Raw genomic sequence first — 16,650 nt, forward strand, 5'->3', positions numbered from 1 at the left:
AGCTTCACTGCCGCCCTAATTCAATGCCCACGCGACAATAACGCAATACCGCCCACAACCAGCAGCAGCCCCAACGCCTGCGGCCAAGCCAACGCCTCGCGCAGTACCAATACGCCTAATAGAGCTGTCAGCAGCACCGAGCCGCCTACAATAAGTGGCGTACCAACAGCAGCTGGCGCTCCTTTCGCGTACACGGCAAACGTCAGAATTTCGGCCACGCCGATGCTCACACCCGCCAAGGCTGCCAGCGTGATGCCTCGGGAAGTAACTAAAGTAGCAGGTAGTGTCCCACGCAGGTAGAGCAGCAGCAAGAGTCCCACACCGATCAGGGCAGCTACCACTTGCAGCACCACTGCTCCCACCATTTGGTGGATTTGACCGGATGCCGCTTTGATAAACAGGTTGTAGAGCGCCATACCCAGCGCGGCGCAGGCAGCTAGCTGGAGCCAGTTCATTCTTCGTCGGCGTCTTGGAGGCGGGTTAGCAGGTTTTGTTGCAGGCCTTGCCAGTTGCTATACTCGTCGCCGGCTGCGCGCTGTTCCTGTAGCACCGACTTCTCCAGCACTACTTTCACTGCCTGCTCGGCCAGTTCGCGCAAATCCTCGCCATCGGCATCAAGGTGCACAATGGCCGGAATCAGGCCGGGTGGCAAGTCTTGGGCCGGCTTGCCTAGGATAGCAGCCACTATTTCGGCGGCGGCCAAGGCCACGCTAGCGTCATCTGCTTCTAGTTGGCCTTCTTCTTCGGCGGCCGTAGCCAGCGCCTCATATAGCACGGCCTCGTTGGGATTTTCCAGGAAGCTCTCGGCGAAATCAGCCGCCGCGTCGTTGTCGAAAGTGTAATAGCTCCAAGTGCTCATAGGGCGTGGTGAGATTGTTTCAAGCGGATATACGCCTTTACAAGTCGGCAGGCTGAAAAAGTATTGTGTCAGAACCTAAAGCAGCTTCTAGAATGCGCCAGTGGCATAGCTTAGCAGCAATCCACCGGTAATCGTTTTTATTAGATGAATCTATTTGCCACTCCATATTTTCAGCCCAATACAGTGTATCATTCTCCCAAAGGCAGACTGCTTCGAAAATCAGGCTAGCTGTGACATCAGAACTCTTTTCATCCTGCACCCAATTAAAATCTACTACATCTTCAAATAGCATTTCTAGAACAGAATTCTCCTTAAACTGACTCTGAAACAATACTTTGACAAAGGTTTTATTGTCAAAATGCATAGCTAGATGCTCGTCCACAAATTCACGGTTTTGTATCGCTAGCTCCTTGATACAGCTATCGTGAAAGCCCCTGAATGTCTGCATCAAGAAATCGGCATCTCCTTGATTTTTTATCGAAATCCACATAGCATGTAAAGCTGAGCACTTTACCTGAACTTCTCTTTCAGCAGTTCCAACTCTACGGCTGGCGAAATCTTCTCGTACAGAATATGATAGGCTGCCGACGTGATGGGCATGGGCACCATCAGCTTGCGGTTCAACTCGTAAATGCTTTTCACGGCATAGTATCCTTCGGCAATCATGTTCATTTCCAACTGTGCCGACTTCACCGAGTAGCCACGGCCCACCATATTGCCGAAAGCTCGGTTACGCGAAAACTGCGAATAGGCCGTTACAAGCAAGTCGCCGAGGTAGGCGGAGCCGGATAGGTCGCGGGGTTGGGGGTTGAGGGCGTGCACGAAACGGCGCATTTCCTGGATGGCATTGCTCACCAGCACCGCCTGAAAATTGTCGCCGTAGCCAAGGCCGTGCGCTATGCCAGCAGTCAACGCTATAATGTTCTTCATCACCGAGAAATACTCGATGCCGTCGAGGTCCTGGGCGGGATTGGCTTTCACGTAGCGGTTGCGCAGCAGGCGGCAGAAATCCTCGGCCAGCACCGAATCAGGCGAGCCGATAGTGAGGTAGCTCTGCTTTTCAAAAGCCACTTCCTCGGCATGGCACGGCCCTGCTACCACCCCAATCTGCGTGTGCGGCACCCGAAACCGCTCAGCGACGTAGTCGGTTACCAGCACGTTTTTGCCTGGTATCATGCCCTTGATGGCCGAAATAATCCGCTTGTTGCGCAGCGCGTCGCGGTCCAGCTTGTCAAGTACGGCTTGCACAAAAGCCGCCGGCACGGCTAGCACCAGCCAATCAGCTTCGCGCACAACCTCTTCCAAGTCGGTGGAAGGAAAGACGCGGGTTAAGTCGTGGGCTACCGACGAGAGGTAGCGCGGATTGTGCCGGGTGCTGCGCAGGTGTTGCACGTCGTCTTTCGAGCGCAGCCACCAGCCTACCCGGGCTCCGTTTTCCGACAAAATCTTGGTGAGAGCAGTGGCCCAGGAGCCGCCGCCGAGCATGGCTATTTTTTCCAACTAGGTAACAGGTAACAGGTGGCAAGGAATAGGGCCGCCGCGCGGCCGGAGCCGGTCCAGACGCCCTACTCCTCAAATGTGCGAAGTTTCCTTAATAGACAAGCCCTTGACGCATATCAATCGTCAAGGGCTTGTTTTTCTTTCAAGTTGGGTTCAGCAAACAATACGCTGCTGTACTCAAGCGAACTGCCTAGGCAGCAGTCTAGTTGTTGTCTTCCGGCCCTTCTTTCAAGGCCTCTTTGTTGAGGCTTTTGGCGTCCTTTATTACAACAGGCATATCATCTTTCAGGGTCTTAGCAACCGCCCGGAAGGGGCCGCTTACCACCTGAGCACCCGCTTGCAAGCCACTTAGAATCTCGATGTTCTGGAAGTCGCTGATACCGGTTTTGACGGGCGTCATCACCGCTTTGCCGTTTTTAATCACGAACACCACTTCCTGCACGGCCGCCGCCTTGGGAGTTGGAGTTGCTTCGTTGGCCGCGCCCCCCCGGCTCACCCGTACACCCGGCGCCTTATTAGAGTCTTTACTCTCGGTCATGGCGCTATCCGAACGGGTGGTGACGGCCGCGAGAGGTACACTCAACACGCCCGTTTTGCGGTTGGTAATAACGTCTACGGAGGCCGTCATACCGGGCCGGAACGGCACCACGGTGCGCCCGTTGGTGGTGCGCAGCAAGTGCCGATACGAGTCCGGCAGCAACCGGATGCGCACTTCGAATTCGGTAACTGCTTCAGCCGTCAGGGCGTCTTTGGCGGTATTGGCAATGCTGGTTACGAGGCCGCGAAACTTCTCGTCCTTGCTGGCATATGAATCCACTTCCACGATGGCTGAGTCGCCGAGCTGCACGTTGATGATGTCGTTTTCATTCACGTTGACCCGCACTTCCATGGAGTTCAGGTTGGCGATGCGCATGATTTCGGTACCCGCCATCTGCGACGTACCTACTACCCGCTCGCCTTTCTCCACGTTGAGCTTGCTTACAGTGCCACTTACGGGCGCGTAAATGGTGGTTTTGTCGAGGTTGCGGCGGGCTTCTTCCAACCCGGCCTGGGCGCTCTGTACGTTGCTTTGCGCGGCCCGGATACTCTGCCGCGCACTGTTTAGCTCTTCCTGCGACGCTTCGTAGGCTGCTTTCGCCGCCTCATAATCTGCCTGCGAAATCACCTTCTGCTTGTAGAGCGACGCATTGCGGCGGTACGTTAGCTCGGTTTGTTTGGCATTGGCAATCAGCTGTTGTAGCCGGGCCTGGGTCTGGCCTACGTTGGCCCGCTGCGAGTTCACCGCCGCCGACTGCTGGTTGACCATGGCCTGGTAGTTATCGGGACGAATGCGGAGCAGCAGTTGGCCCTTCTTCACCGAATCTCCTTCCTGCACATACAACTGAATAATCTCCCCCGATACGTCGGGCGAGATTTTCACTTCTGTTTCGGGCTGCACCTTGCCTGAGGCACTAACCTGCTCCACAATGTTGACCGTGGTGGCCTTGGCGGCCGTTACCTCCGTACCGGCTGGCTTACCTATCCAGCCCTGCTTTTTGCCCACCATAAAGCCGACAACAAGCACCAAGACAAGGCCCAGCAGAATATAGAGTAAGCGGTTGTTCTTCATGAAAGCAAAACTGAGTGACTAAAGAGAGAGTGGAGAATAACAAAGCAGCGTTCAAGCAAAAGTACTCAGCGGCTCAGTTAATCAGCTATCCTAAAGTGCAAGTGGGCGGCCCTGATAGAAATCCAGCACCTTACGGCGGAAAATAAACTGGTATTTATTCTGAATCATCGTCGATTCGGCACCCGCCAGGTTGTTTTTGGCGATGTTGAACTCCGTGCCGTTCAGCAAGCCGTTGTTGAAGCGGATTTCCGCGTTGCGGTAGGCGGCCGTCAGGGCTTCCACCTGCCGCTTCGAGGAAGTGAACTGGCGTTGAGCCGCAAGGGCATCGGCGGCCGCTTGCTGAATGTTCTGCCGCAACGTCAGGCGGGTTTGCTCGGCTTGCAGTTCGGCTTGTTGGGCGGTTACCTGGGCCCGCTGCACATTGGTACGCGCCTGGAAACCGTTCAGAATAGGAATGTTAAGATTGAATTGCAACTGCCGGCCAATGTTGTCCTGCAATTGATTAGAGAACTTCGCTGGCAAAAACTCCACCCGAGGCTGCCGAGGCTGCAGCACCCCAAAGCCCGTGAACTGGCCGTTGTCGAGGCGTACGACCGGAATAGGAACCGCCTCGGTGGAGTCGCCGCTGAATACGCGAGCCAGCCGCGACGACGAGAAACCCGTGAACACACCAGCGGCAAAGGTGAGCCGCGGCAGGTACGCGCCCTTCGCTACATCCACGCCCATTTGCGCGGAACGCACGCGCAGGTCGGCCGCTTTTACGTCGGGCTGTAGCCCCAAAGCTGTTTCGTAGATAGCACTCGGCTCGGCATCGTAAGCGGCTTGGTCGTCGGGGTCAGCCAGAGCTGGCATGTCAATGCGAAAAGCCGCCGCGCCGGCAGCATCTAGGTTAAGCAACTGAATCAGAGTGAGACGAGCCAAGTCGCGCTGATTCTGAGCCGTAATAACCGTTAGCTCATCGGAAGCCAATTGGGCCTGGCTGTCGAGCAGGTTGCTTTCCGGCACCGAGCCAGCTTTGAGCAGCTTGCGGGTACGCTCCACCTGCTGCTGGGTGCTGTTAAGCCGAGTTTGGTTGGTACGAATCAACTCCTCCGACAACAGTAGCTGCAAGTAGGCAGAGGCCACATTCAACGACAAATCGTTGCGCGCCTTCTCTACATCGCCTTGGCTAGCCTGCAAGTCCAGGGCGTTCCGCTTCACAGTGTTGCGCAGCTGGAACCCCGAAAAGAGCGTAACCTGCGAGAAGGCCGAGAAGTTGTTGGAGCGAATAGTTTGACTAACGAAGTCGTTGGTCAGAGGATCCAGACCAGTACCGTAGTTCCAGGTTTGGCTACCGCTTAGGTTGAAAGTAGGTAGCAAGGCCCCCCGCCCCGCCCGCTGCGTCACTTTGCTGGCCTCTGCATTCAACTGCGACTGCCGAACCGTCAAGTTGTGCTCCAGGGCATAATTGACAGCACTTTGCAGCGTGAATGGTGCGCCAGCAACCGCAGTTGGCTGGGCTAACGTGCCGGCGGGCGGCTGGGCCGGCGGGGTAGTTTGGGCCAACACGGGCTGAACTACGTGCGTTAGCAGCGTAGTGGTCCCTACCAGAGCCAGCAAACGGGTCAGCGTAGCAGTTGATTTCATCTTGACAGCTTGAAGTAATAAGGTCTTGGAAGGCAGAGGTGAAGGCAGGTCTACATCCGAGGCCATGCCATGCAGCAGCTAATCTATGGTTGGAATATAGGTCACGCGGTGCACCCAGCTCAACTGGCGCAGGTAGGCCAGCGTCACATCTTTGATGCTGGAATCCATCTCAATGAACTGCCGAGCTACGTCGTTTTTTCCCTTGCGTGATACCAGCATCGTGGCAATGTTGCAGTCGTCGTGCGCAATGACGGAGGCAATGAAGGCAATAGAGCCCTTGGCATCGTCGGCATCAAGAATGAGCGTGTGCAGGCTGCCAGAGAAGTCGGACGGGAAGCCGTCTACCTCCACAATGCGGATGACGCCGCCCCCGCGGCTTTGGCCTACTACCTCCACGACGTGGCCAGTACGCTCATCGCGCAACTGCACTTTAATGGTGTTGGGGTGCATCGTAGACGCGTTGCCTACGCCCTGAAACGTGTACTGCAAGCCGGCTTCCCGCGCATGATCGAAGGCTTCGCGGATGCGCACGTCGTCGGTGGTCATGCCCAGCAGGCCCGCCACAATGGCGCGGTCGGAGCCGTGCCCTTCGTAGGTGCGGGCAAAGGAATTGTAGAACGTGATGGTAGCGTGGGTCGGTACGCTACCCAGAATACGGATTGCGGCGCGGGCAATGCGCACCACGCCCGCCGTGTGCGAGGAACTGGGCCCGATCATGACCGGTCCAATCATGTCGAAAATACTGCTTTTCTCAGCCATAAGACAGGGTAAAGGTATCAGATTCGACGGGGATACCAAGGGACAAACAACCGGTGCATTTTCCAGCGGCAGCACCCGGGAACATGCTGTCTGTAGGATAGATGCTGCGTAGCCTGCTGGGGTTGCCCGGGCCTCGCCGATTCGTTGGCTTTTTCGTTCTTTGTGCCGTAATCACCCACGCCGCCCACGTATTTTTTCTCATGCCTACCCCCCAAGACGAGTTTCCGGAAGCCGTATGGAGCCAGCTACGCCGGCTGCAGGAAAAGTATAGTGCCGACGGCCAAGACCTGGCCGCCTATCTGGAAGGGCTGTACTTCGCTGACTACATCAACTACTGGGACTACATCAACCTCGATACCCTACTTAGCCTGCAACGCCCACTCACCAAGATTCCCGACGAGCGAATCTTTATCATGTACCACCAGATTACGGAGCTTTATTTCAAGCTCTGCCTTTGCGAGTACGAGCAGATAGGCGAATTGCAGCACCCCACCCTACAAGAGGTGGTGCTACGAGTAGGCCGCATCAACCGCTACTTCGAGAACCTGATCGACTCGTTTGATGTGATGGTGGATGGCATGGACAAGCAGCAGTTTCTGCAGTTTCGAATGTCCCTGATGCCTGCTTCGGGCTTTCAATCGGTGCAGTATCGCATGATTGAAATTGCTAGCACCTCGCTCGACAACCTGCTGGACAAAGAAAAACGGCGGCTGCTCGGGGAGGCCGCCGCTCATGATGAGTTGCTTGGCTGCATCTATTGGAAGGCTGGAGCAACGATTGAAGAGAGTGGTGTCAAAGCTTTAACGCTCATTCAGTTCGAAGAAAAATACACCCAGCAGCTCGCTACCCACGCCGCTCATTACCGCGACCGGAATGTGTGGAGCGTGGTGCAGCGCTTACCTGAAGAAGACCGGCAGCATCCGCGCTTGCTGCGCCAACTCAAGCAACTGGATGTGAACGTGAATGTGAATTGGCCCCTAATGCACTTCAAGTCGGCCGTGCGCTACCTGGAGCGGGACCCTACTGCATTAGCAGCCACCGGCGGCACCAACTGGAAGAAGTACCTGCCTCCCAAGTTCCAGCGCCGCATCTTCTACCCCCAGCTCTGGAGTGCTCAGGAATTGGAAGACTGGGGAAAAGGCTGGGTGGAAAGCGTACTAGGCGACGAGCCACGGGCGTAGCGTGTCACGTGCGCTTTGGGCGGGACAGTAGTACAGCACAACCAGACTAGCAAACAGGTTAGGAAGAGACTAGTGGCTGTAGCGGCAACACGGGGTGGAATCCAAGTCTGCATCTGCATTTTAGAGTAGAGGCCTCTAGTGAACCTGAGAGAGCTTCCATTCCGGTTACGGTCGGTATTGCCAATTAACTCATCCACGGCTTGCTGAAAGGCAACACGTATAAACGGTAGCCTAGTATGCGTTGATCAGTATATAAAACAACAGGGCCACCGTTTCCTAGAAACGGTGGCCCTGTTGTTTAGCCTATTTTCGGCGGTTGTTACTTTACAGTGAAAGCAGCCTGCGTGTTTTCCCAGGCCATCGTTACGGTGCCGGCTTTGTCGGCGGCTATGGTGAACTGCTCAACGGGTTGCGCCGTTTTAGTTGGCTTCACTTTCACGCGTAGCGCGTCTTGCTTCTCATCGTATTTAAAGGCGCCCCACTGCTTGGCCGTCTTATTGAAGATGATGGTCCACTCCTGCTCGCCGGGGATGGTGAACAATGCATAGGTGCCGGCTGGTAGCGCCTGACCATTGATTTTGACGGCTTGCTTGGCTTCGAACGTGGTGGCCTCGTTGGCACCGGTGCGCCACACCTTACCGTAGGGCTCTAGCTCACCGAATATCTTGCGGCCCTTCATCGAAGGACGGCTGTACTCGATAGTGAAACCAGGACCCGCCACGGTAGCCATTGGGCTTGGACGCTTGGACTTGTCTTCCGGCATTTTTGTTTGGGCGAAGGCACTGTTACTACCGAGTAACAGCAGCCAAACAAAAACAAGCAGAAATTTAGAAGTGTGGTTACGCATGACGGTAATGTGGAAGGGTTGGGAAAAAGTGAACGAGAGCATGATAGTATAGGCACAGACGCTATTTTCAAAACAAAGACGTATGCCCGACAAGCGCAAGGCAAATAACCTGCCACGCAGCGGTGGGGCCCTGCTTGAAACGCCGTGTTAATGATGCAGCCCCCTGTTCGAGAGGCCACCGGACGGACGCAAACACCTATACCAGGTGGAAGTTGAGCTTACAACCTACCTTTGCCCCTTGTTGTTCTTTGTTCGATTTGAATTCAGACGGCGAAAGGTTTTCGGGTAATACCGAAATGAAAAGGGAACCGGGTGTAAATCCCGGACAGTCGCGCTACTGTAAGTAACGAAGAGTTTTCATCCTAGCAAACCCATTGGCTGGCACCAGCTGGCTGAGAAGGGAGGTGAAAACGTTACAAGTCAGGAGACCTGCCTTCCGCTGAGTTGATAAGGTTGCCTTCGCGAAAAAGGTCCTTGTTGGGTGCTGAAAAGCTGTGTGAGCAGCCACCGTAGAGTGGCACAGGCTACCGCATGTCTTGTTCTCACCTACCTAGACTTAAGGTGCAGGCTACCGCCAAATTGAGCGAAGGGTTAGTCAGTTCCTTGTCAACCCCCTTCTTTTATGTCCTTGTCTTTGACCGACAAAATTGCCCGCGCCGAAACGCGCATCTTCAAAGCCGTTTTTCCGAACACCACCAACCACTACGATACCCTCTTTGGGGGCGCCACTCTACATATGATGGACGAAGTGGCTTTTATTACGGCCACCCGTTTTAGCCGCCTCAAAATGGTTACGGTTTCGTCAGACAAAGTGGACTTCACGCATCCTATTCCCGGAGGCAGCCTTGTGGAGTTGATTGGTACCGTTGTACGGGTAGGCAATACCAGCCTGCAAGTGCAAGTCGAGCTGTTTGTGGAACAGATGTACTCCGAAGAGCGTCACCGAGCCGTTTCCGGGCTATTTACCTTCGTTGCTATTGATCAGGACAAGCGGCCTGTGCGCATTCTGGCAGAATAAGAAATTGTGAACGGCCGCATTTCTTGACAGTCAAATACTTTATATTCAAATAGTACTGCGCAGCACATTTTTGGATGCTCCCCGATAGCGCTATATACTGAACCTTTTTTGCTTCCTCTTTAGTTAGAAAGGCCGTACAGAAGTAACTCCGCTGCATTTGCCTGTTGAAAGATGGACCATCAGTATCACCCTGACTTAAGCGCCCGTTTGGAAAAATCATTTGAAGAGGCCGACAAAGCCCGTGAGCAGCTCACTGAATCGATGTCTAACGCCGTTGCAACCAACTGCGACCTGCTCCACCACGGACTTGTAAGCGCCAAAGGGCTCGAAGTTACTACGGAGATGTACCGGCATATGCTGGGCCAATTGCTGCGCAACAGCTCCGGGGAAGTTAGGGCTCAGGTGCTGAGCACCTTCAACCAATCCATGGAGAAATTCTGGCCGCGCAAAAAATCCAACGATACCGATACCCTGGCGTTCAGCGAATAGCTCCTAGGCAGTTGTTGCAATCACCACCTAGCTCGTTGTTGCTTCTAGGAGTGCTACCTCACTGAATACTCCCTCCTACCTGGGCCCCGTTGGCTGCTGCAAAGTGCCTGGCGGGGCTCGTCGTTTGCGGCGCACTTTCACCCGTTGAAAGGTGTTACGATGGCAGCAGGTCTTACCTTTGCTGTGTACTCCCTGATTCTACTGGTTCAAAGGATAACCACCTTTCACCGTCTTTATGTCTGATTTCAAGCAAGAAGTGGAAGTGCTAGTGCCGCCGGCAGTAGCCTATGATGAGTTTAAACGGTATCGGGCCCTGTTAGCAGCGGCCAGCCTCACGCCCGGCCAAGCCGATTTTGTGCACCTGCGCAAACGATCTATTGATGCCCGCGGCCGGCAACCTCAGGTACGGTTGCGCGCCGATATCTACCAAACCCCGCCGCCAGTCGGCCTGTTCGGACCCTGGTTTCAGTATCCGGATGTGCGCCACGCTCAGCGCACCGTCTTGATTGTGGGAGCTGGCCCGGCCGGCTTGTTTGCGGCACTACGGGCCATTGAACTAGGAGTGCGGCCGATAGTACTGGAACGAGGCAAGGATGTGCGCACCCGCCGCCGCGACTTGGCGGCCCTCAACAAAGAACACCTCGTAAATCCCGACTCCAACTACTGCTTCGGGGAAGGCGGCGCCGGCACCTACTCCGACGGCAAGCTCTATACGCGCGCTACCAAACGCGGCGACGTTGGCCGGATTCTGCGCTTACTGGTGCAACACGGGGCCACTCCCGACATTCTGGTTGATGCTCACCCTCATATTGGCACCAACAAGCTGCCCTCTGTGGTGGCGGCTCTACGGGAAAGCATCCGTCAGGCCGGAGGGGAAGTGCGCTTCGATACCCGCGTAACGGATCTGCTGCTGGAAACCCACCGCTTGCGTGGAGTGGTTACGGCCGCTGGCGAAGCACTGGAAGCCTATGCCGTTATCCTGGCTACCGGTCATTCTGCCCGCGACATCTATGAGTTGCTGCACCGTCGTGGGGTCCTCATCGAGGCCAAACCCTTTGCTTTAGGCGTGCGAGTAGAGCATCAGCAGCAACTTATCGACCAGGCCCAGTACCGGCTACCTGACCGCGGCCAGTTGCCAGCAGCTTCCTATTCATTGGTGCACCAGACGCAGTGGCAGGGCAAACAACGCGGCGTGTTTTCGTTTTGCATGTGTCCGGGGGGCTTCATTGTCCCCGCCGCTACTGCGCCCGGTGAAGTGGTGGTGAATGGCATGAGTCCCAGCCGCCGCGATTCTCGTTTCGCCAACTCGGGTATCGTTACGGCCATCGAGCTAGAGGATATGGATCTGCGCCAGTACGGGCCGCTAGCCGGGCTGCGGCTACAGGAGCAGATAGAGCAACGGGCTTGTCTGATAGCCGGCAACACGCAAGTAGCCCCCGCCCAGCGCCTAGGCGACTTCCTTAAGAATAAAGTTTCCTCGGACTTACTGGAAACCAGCTACCAGCCTGGGCTCGTGGCAGTATCCATGGATGAGGTCCTGGGGGCAGGACTGGCGGAGCGCTTGCGTCAAGGGTTTCGCAATTTCGGGCAGAAAATCCCTGGTTATGCCACCAACGCCGCTCAAATTGTTGGGGTGGAGAGTCGCACTTCTTCTCCGGTTCGTATTCCGCGCGACCGAGACACCTTGGAACACCCCGAAATCCACGGCTTATTTCCCTGCGGCGAAGGCGCCGGCTACGCAGGGGGCATCGTTTCGGCCGCTATGGATGGCGAACGGTGTGCGGAGGCTGTTGCAAAAATCTTTGCCTCCTGATCTGTTTGGTGGCTACCTGCGTAGGTATAGCCCTAAAAAGTCACCCACTGCTTCTCCTAATTTCCTTTTGCTATGAAAAAGACCCTTGTTCTAGGTGCCAGTGATAATCCGGCCCGCTATTCTTACCGAGCAGTCCACCAACTCCAAAAGCACGGCCACGAAGTGGTACCAGTAGGTATCCGGAAAGGCCAGGTTGCGGGTCTTGATATTCACACTGACCGGCCGGCCGCTCCGGCCGTTGATACAGTAACCTTATATGTAGGACCGCAGAATCAACCCACCTGGTATGACTACATTCTGGATCTACAGCCCAAACGCATCATCTTCAATCCCGGCACCGAAAATCCGGAGTTGGAACGTATGGCGCAGGAGCGTGGAATTCAAACGGAAGAGGCCTGCACCTTGGTGATGCTTTCAGTGGGCCAATACTAATTTCAGGCTCTTACAGCAGCAAGGCGGTTGATTTACACAGTTAAATCAACCTAATGAATAGTAGTTAAAACTGGATTATTGGATTCCTCTTTGTGGCTCAGTTGGCTGCAGGGAGGAATTTATCTTGTACTTATACAGTAAAATTCGGCTAGAACTAAACATCCTTCTATTTCATAGCAACCGATTGCATAAAGCGGTTACAACGATTTCCCCCGGTGAATCCCTATAGGATACAACCCTTGACATCCTAAAGTACAGGTGCAGTTGCCGCGCACCGTAATGAAAACAGGGCCATAAACTAACAAACGTTCGTTTAAAAATTTAACTAAAAAGAGATTAATTATTTTGAAACCTTTATTTCAGGGTGGCGTTTAGGTCCCTGGATTAAGTTTCGAGAACAACCGGCTACTTAATATAATAATAATCTTCACTTTCCTAACAATGGCTCGGGAATATTGTAACAAAACAAAGAATAATACATATCGACTTTTATAATAGGGTCTACCTATGTACCTTTACAATAATTACTAGAATGTTACAATCAACTCGCCGCTCCCTCTCTAAACCCGCCCCACTGTCCTGCAAGTATGTACACAAAAGGCGTCAAGGTATGTCACACCACACCACTTCCACTCAAGCAAAAAGTAGCGTAAATGCCGTTGTAAAACGGGCTTTCGACTTATTCTTTGCCTCCCTTGTTGTTGTACTGCTCCTCAGTTGGCTGGTGCCGCTGATAGCATTGCTAATCAAAGCTGATTCTCGAGGACCTGTTTTCTTCAAGCAACTCCGTACAGGTAAAGGAGGCAAGCCCTTCTATTGCCTGAAGTTCCGGAGCATGCGCATCAACGCGGACGCTGACCACAAGCAAGCCAGCCGCAATGATAGCCGCATCACCAAGCTTGGCGCCTTCATGCGCAAAACCAGCATTGATGAGCTACCACAGTTTATCAACGTGCTGCGCGGCGAGATGTCGGTAGTTGGGCCACGGCCGCACATGCTGCGCCACACCGAAGACTACTCCCGTGTTATTGCCAACTTCATGGAGCGTCATCAGGTAACACCCGGTATCACGGGCTGGGCGCAGGTAGAAGGCCACCGCGGAGAAACCAAAGAAACCGCAGCAATGGAAAAACGCGTTAACGCCGACATCCATTATATCCGGAACTGGTCGTTCTTGTTAGACCTGAAAATCGTAGCCCTCACAGTTCGGCAAGCGGTTAGAGGTAACGAAAACGCTTTCTAAAGAAAATAGCTCCTGCAAATGCAGGAGCTATTTTCTTTCGTACTGTTGCTTCAGGGCCTTTATTTCGGCCGCCAGGGTGTCGAGCTTCAATAAGAGAGCCGCAGCCGCTTGGCCATACGGCGTACCCGTATTGGTCCAGGTAAGAAACTGTTGGATTTCCTGCCTGGCGTAGTGTGCCATTGTAAAGGCGTTGTCGAGAAATTCTTCTTCAGGTTCCATAGCGAATGGTACGTGATGATAACTGAGATTACCAACTCGTAGCGGGAGTACACTAGGGCAACACGCTCCAACTTTAACAAGTTCTCAGCTCACAGGACGGTGCCCAATAGCCGCAAATTCATACATAGGGCTGTTTTTATTGATTTCAGCGGATAACCTCCATCTTTTCTACTTTTAGTACAGAACTATACCCTTCTGTTTCAGAAAAGAGGCGGTTTGTTGCCGAATCACTCAGCAAAAGCGCCTTTAGATTTTTTTAAATTATTTTATTTGAAGAGCAGCTTTACCGGCCATTGTCGGATAAAGCTGCTCTTTTGCTTTCGGTTTATGCCTGTATTATCGGCTGTCTGGCAAACAAGCTCCATTAATGAACACCTTTTTTACTTTCCAGGCAACCCTTGTTTGCCTATTGCCATCTACCCTGCCAAATGCGTTGCTATCGTTCTGAACTCTAGGCCAACCAACCGTGACTGATGCTGACCTCATTGCCGCCTGCTGCCAAGGCAGTGGCCGCGCCCAGAAGCTGCTCTACGAGCGGTTTGCGGGTATGATGCTGGGGGTATGCCTGCGCTACCTACGCCGCCGAGAAGATGCCGAAGAGGCATTACTCAGCGGATTCACCAAGATGTTCCGAGCCTTAAGCCAATATCGGCACGAAGGCAGCTTCGAAGGCTGGATTCGCCGTATCATGGTAAACGAGGCGCTAGGCATGCTTCGCCGCAAAGAGCCTCTGCACATGGCCATCGATGATCTAACCTACGACGTACCGGCTACTGCTGCCGAAGCGGAAAGCCAACTCAACGCCGCCGACATGATGGCGCTGCTAGCTGAACTGCCCGCCGGCTATCGTACCGTTTTCAACCTCTACGCGCTGGAGGGCTTCACCCACCCCGAAATTGGCGAGCTGCTTGGTATTTCGGAAGGTACCAGCAAGTCGCAGCTCAGTAAGGCGCGGGCCATGCTCCAGCGCCGCCTATTGGCCGCCAACCAGACGGCCACCCCTTCTTCTAACGCTTCACCGAAAGAACTCTATGCAACCGGAAGATATTGATAAGCTGTTCCGGGACCGGCTCGAAGGGCACGCTCCCACCCCGCCGGCCTACCTGTGGAACCAACTTGAGGAAGAATTGCAGCCCGCCAAAAAGCGGCCTGTACTCTGGATGTGGGCCGCGGCAGCGGCCGTGGCCCTGCTGCTAGTAAGTGGCATGCTATGGCTGCAACTCACGCCTGGCGCAGGCACGGCATCAGCCCCGCTAGCTACCAGCACCACCCGGCCCGCACGCACTACTGGTGCAGCGGCTGCAGCCGCAATGCAGCCCGAAAAAAAATCGGTGGTAGCTGCCACACCGCAGGCAACTGTCCCCGCGGCCCTTGCATCTACCCCCTCGAAAGCAGCCGCTACTGAAGCACCGTCTGCTTCGCTTCGCCAGCCTGAAGGTGCGCGCCCCAAGGCCCAACAGCGACTTGCCGCTTCACCTGTCCGCTCTACTCCTACCGCTCCATCTCTTAACGCCATGACGGCCCCCGAAGCACTAGCTACTACCCCTCCGAAAGCGCAACCGGAGCGTTCTTCGCCCAAGGTAGAGGTGCTGGCTCCTTCTCAGCCGCCAACAACCCTAGCCCTAGCAGCTACCCCATCGGTTCCGACTGGCCCCATTGAAGTGGAAGTGCACCGCAGCGCGGAAACCGTGGCCGTAGCTTCAGCAGATACGGAAGGCAATTCCCGCCCCAGGTTAGGAGGTATCCTGCTGCGCCAGGCCCGCAATGCGGTCCGTGGGGAGCGGGTGAGCCTAGCCGAAACGGGGCTCCCCGAAACTGTAACGGTGCAGGCCCGCGTGGGCAACCGGACGCTAACCAAAGTGATTCAACTTTAATTTTCCCTTGTCATGAAACGCCTCTCCGCTCTGCTGGCTGCCTTCGTGCTGCTAGCCCTGGCTTCGCCTTGCTTTGCTCGCCCTGCCTTCCCTACCCACCTCGATGATACGATAGTGGTAAAGTTGCCTAACCAAGCTACCATGACGCTTTTCGTGAAAAACAAACAGCAACTACGCGAACTACGGGCCTACAAGCTCGACTCTTTGCTACTGCTGCTCGACACCTACATCAGCCAGGCAGAAGCCGCCGGTAAAAACTCTAAGTCCGAGCAGGTGACTATGGAGTTTTACCCTGCCAAAGACCGGCCCGGCAAACAAGTGCCCGAGCAAATCCGCATCACGATGCGGAACGACAGCAACAAGAGCACCCGTAGCGGCGATAAAGTGGAAGTGAACATGGGCCGCGTGTTCGGGGTGAAGGTGGAAGAAAATGCGGATGGCAAGGGCGGCGACCGGGTAGACATTCATGTGGGTAGCAGCGCTAAAGATGACTCTATAGCCACGGCTAAGCGTAAAGCCAAACAGGAGGAAAGACGCAACCGCGCCGTACACAGCGACTTCGATATCGACTTGGGACTAAACACCCTAGTAAACGTTAGCGCCCCCCTCAACGAATCAGAGCCCGATCTTAAGCCCATTGGCTCCCGCTACATCAGCTTGAACTGGCACTATGATATCCGGGTAGGGCAGAAAGGCTCGCCCTTCCACCTACTGACTGGCCCGGAACTGGCCTTCAACAACTACATGCTCGACGACAACGCCCGCTTTGTCAACATCAATGATGTAACCACAGTGCGCTCCGAACCAGAATTGAGTTTAGACAAAAGCAAGCTGGCTGTTACTACTATCAACCTGCCACTGATGTTGGCCCTCGATTTTCAAGACAAGAAAGGACGGGATGCCTTCCGAATCGGAGCTGGTGGTTTTGTAGGGTACCGTTTAGGTTCGCACACCAAAATCAAGTACAGCGAAGAAGGCCGTACCCGCAAAGACAAAGACCGGGGCAGCTATAACCTTGAAGACTTCCAGTATGGTTTGCAAGGCACTATTGGTATCCGCAAACTAGACCTATTTGCGAAGTACAACCTCAATGACCTGTTTCAGAACAACCGGGGCATTCAGGCCCAAACCTTCAGCTTCGGAATCTCATTGCTGAACTAAGTGCGGCTGATGTGCCCAGG

Annotated in this window: 18 protein-coding genes and 1 riboswitch; of the genes, 9 read left to right on the forward strand and 9 right to left on the reverse strand. The window is 54.6% G+C overall.

Annotated elements, in window-relative coordinates; translation table 11 throughout:
- Window positions 1-20: 20 nt before the first annotated feature.
- From MTX78_RS11500 to sdaAB, 7 genes are all read right to left on the reverse strand, one after another.
- Window positions 21-455 (reverse strand): EamA family transporter, encoded by a 435-nt coding sequence (locus tag MTX78_RS11500; RefSeq protein ID WP_243793984.1) that lies wholly within the window; start codon window positions 453-455, stop codon window positions 21-23.
- On the reverse strand, window positions 452-859 hold the full coding sequence (locus MTX78_RS11505; protein WP_243793985.1) for a DUF4259 domain-containing protein: 408 nt from the start codon (window positions 857-859) through the stop codon (window positions 452-454). Before MTX78_RS11505 ends, MTX78_RS11500 begins: the two co-directional genes overlap by 4 nt.
- 37 nt (window positions 860-896) lie before the next feature.
- A complete protein-coding gene (locus MTX78_RS11510; protein WP_243793987.1) occupies window positions 897-1,349 on the reverse strand; it encodes a hypothetical protein in 453 nt (150 codons plus the stop codon).
- A gap of 20 nt (window positions 1,350-1,369) precedes the next feature.
- The gene (locus MTX78_RS11515; RefSeq protein ID WP_243793988.1) at window positions 1,370-2,359 is read right to left on the reverse strand and encodes an NAD(P)H-dependent glycerol-3-phosphate dehydrogenase; all 990 of its coding nucleotides are present in this window, start codon (window positions 2,357-2,359) and stop codon (window positions 1,370-1,372) included.
- A 202-nt stretch (window positions 2,360-2,561) separates the two neighbouring features.
- Entirely contained in the window at window positions 2,562-3,968 is a 1,407-nt protein-coding gene (locus tag MTX78_RS11520) for an efflux RND transporter periplasmic adaptor subunit (protein ID WP_243793989.1), read from the reverse strand.
- Window positions 3,969-4,058: 90 nt separating this feature from the next.
- Window positions 4,059-5,594 (reverse strand): TolC family protein, encoded by a 1,536-nt coding sequence (locus MTX78_RS11525; protein WP_243793991.1) that lies wholly within the window; start codon window positions 5,592-5,594, stop codon window positions 4,059-4,061.
- 78 nt (window positions 5,595-5,672) lie between these two features.
- Window positions 5,673-6,353: an L-serine ammonia-lyase, iron-sulfur-dependent subunit beta gene (sdaAB, locus tag MTX78_RS11530; protein ID WP_243793993.1), complete on the reverse strand. Its 681-nt coding sequence runs from the start codon at window positions 6,351-6,353 to the stop codon at window positions 5,673-5,675.
- Window positions 6,354-6,553: 200 nt separating this feature from the next.
- Between sdaAB and MTX78_RS11535 the strand changes: the two genes are divergently transcribed.
- Complete coding sequence (locus MTX78_RS11535) at window positions 6,554-7,534, forward strand: tryptophan 2,3-dioxygenase family protein (RefSeq protein WP_243793995.1); 981 nt, start codon at window positions 6,554-6,556, stop codon at window positions 7,532-7,534.
- 319 nt (window positions 7,535-7,853) lie between these two features.
- Here MTX78_RS11535 and MTX78_RS11540 read toward each other — a convergent pair whose 3' ends face one another.
- Entirely contained in the window at window positions 7,854-8,381 is a 528-nt protein-coding gene (locus MTX78_RS11540) for a DUF2911 domain-containing protein (RefSeq protein WP_243793996.1), read from the reverse strand.
- Between the two features lie 258 nt (window positions 8,382-8,639).
- Window positions 8,640-8,832, forward strand: a riboswitch (cobalamin riboswitch).
- A 171-nt stretch (window positions 8,833-9,003) separates the two neighbouring features.
- On the opposite strand from MTX78_RS11540, the gene MTX78_RS11545 reads away from it, so the two are divergent.
- The 5 genes from MTX78_RS11545 (at window position 9,004) to MTX78_RS11565 (ending at window position 13,376) form a co-directional block, all read left to right on the forward strand.
- A complete protein-coding gene (locus MTX78_RS11545) occupies window positions 9,004-9,399 on the forward strand; it encodes an acyl-CoA thioesterase (RefSeq protein WP_243793997.1) in 396 nt (131 codons plus the stop codon).
- 171 nt (window positions 9,400-9,570) lie between these two features.
- Window positions 9,571-9,888, forward strand: coding sequence for a hypothetical protein (locus tag MTX78_RS11550; protein ID WP_243793998.1), 318 nt, complete (start codon window positions 9,571-9,573; stop codon window positions 9,886-9,888).
- Between the two features lie 235 nt (window positions 9,889-10,123).
- Window positions 10,124-11,701: an NAD(P)/FAD-dependent oxidoreductase gene (locus MTX78_RS11555; protein ID WP_243793999.1), complete on the forward strand. Its 1,578-nt coding sequence runs from the start codon at window positions 10,124-10,126 to the stop codon at window positions 11,699-11,701.
- 72 nt (window positions 11,702-11,773) lie between these two features.
- Window positions 11,774-12,133 (forward strand): CoA-binding protein, encoded by a 360-nt coding sequence (locus tag MTX78_RS11560; protein WP_243794000.1) that lies wholly within the window; start codon window positions 11,774-11,776, stop codon window positions 12,131-12,133.
- 610 nt (window positions 12,134-12,743) lie between these two features.
- The gene (locus MTX78_RS11565) at window positions 12,744-13,376 is read left to right on the forward strand and encodes an exopolysaccharide biosynthesis polyprenyl glycosylphosphotransferase (protein ID WP_243794006.1); all 633 of its coding nucleotides are present in this window, start codon (window positions 12,744-12,746) and stop codon (window positions 13,374-13,376) included.
- A 27-nt stretch (window positions 13,377-13,403) separates the two neighbouring features.
- On the opposite strand, the gene MTX78_RS11570 is transcribed toward MTX78_RS11565, so the two are convergent.
- Entirely contained in the window at window positions 13,404-13,595 is a 192-nt protein-coding gene (locus tag MTX78_RS11570; protein WP_243794008.1) for a hypothetical protein, read from the reverse strand.
- Window positions 13,596-14,061: 466 nt separating this feature from the next.
- On the opposite strand from MTX78_RS11570, the gene MTX78_RS11575 reads away from it, so the two are divergent.
- The 3 genes from MTX78_RS11575 to MTX78_RS11585 are packed head-to-tail and all read left to right on the forward strand — an operon-like array spanning window position 14,062 to window position 16,630.
- Window positions 14,062-14,646 carry an RNA polymerase sigma factor gene (locus MTX78_RS11575; RefSeq protein ID WP_243794010.1) on the forward strand — a complete coding sequence of 195 codons (585 nt, stop codon included), beginning with the start codon at window positions 14,062-14,064 and terminating at the stop codon, window positions 14,644-14,646.
- A complete protein-coding gene (locus tag MTX78_RS11580; protein WP_243794012.1) occupies window positions 14,627-15,469 on the forward strand; it encodes a hypothetical protein in 843 nt (280 codons plus the stop codon). Before MTX78_RS11575 ends, MTX78_RS11580 begins: the two co-directional genes overlap by 20 nt.
- A 12-nt stretch (window positions 15,470-15,481) precedes the next feature.
- Window positions 15,482-16,630, forward strand: coding sequence for an outer membrane beta-barrel protein (locus tag MTX78_RS11585; RefSeq protein ID WP_243794014.1), 1,149 nt, complete (start codon window positions 15,482-15,484; stop codon window positions 16,628-16,630).
- Window positions 16,631-16,650 lie beyond the last annotated feature (20 nt).

The sequence above is a fragment of the Hymenobacter tibetensis genome (assembly GCF_022827545.1).
In the GTDB taxonomy this organism is placed as follows: Bacteria; Bacteroidota; Bacteroidia; order Cytophagales; family Hymenobacteraceae; genus Hymenobacter; species Hymenobacter tibetensis.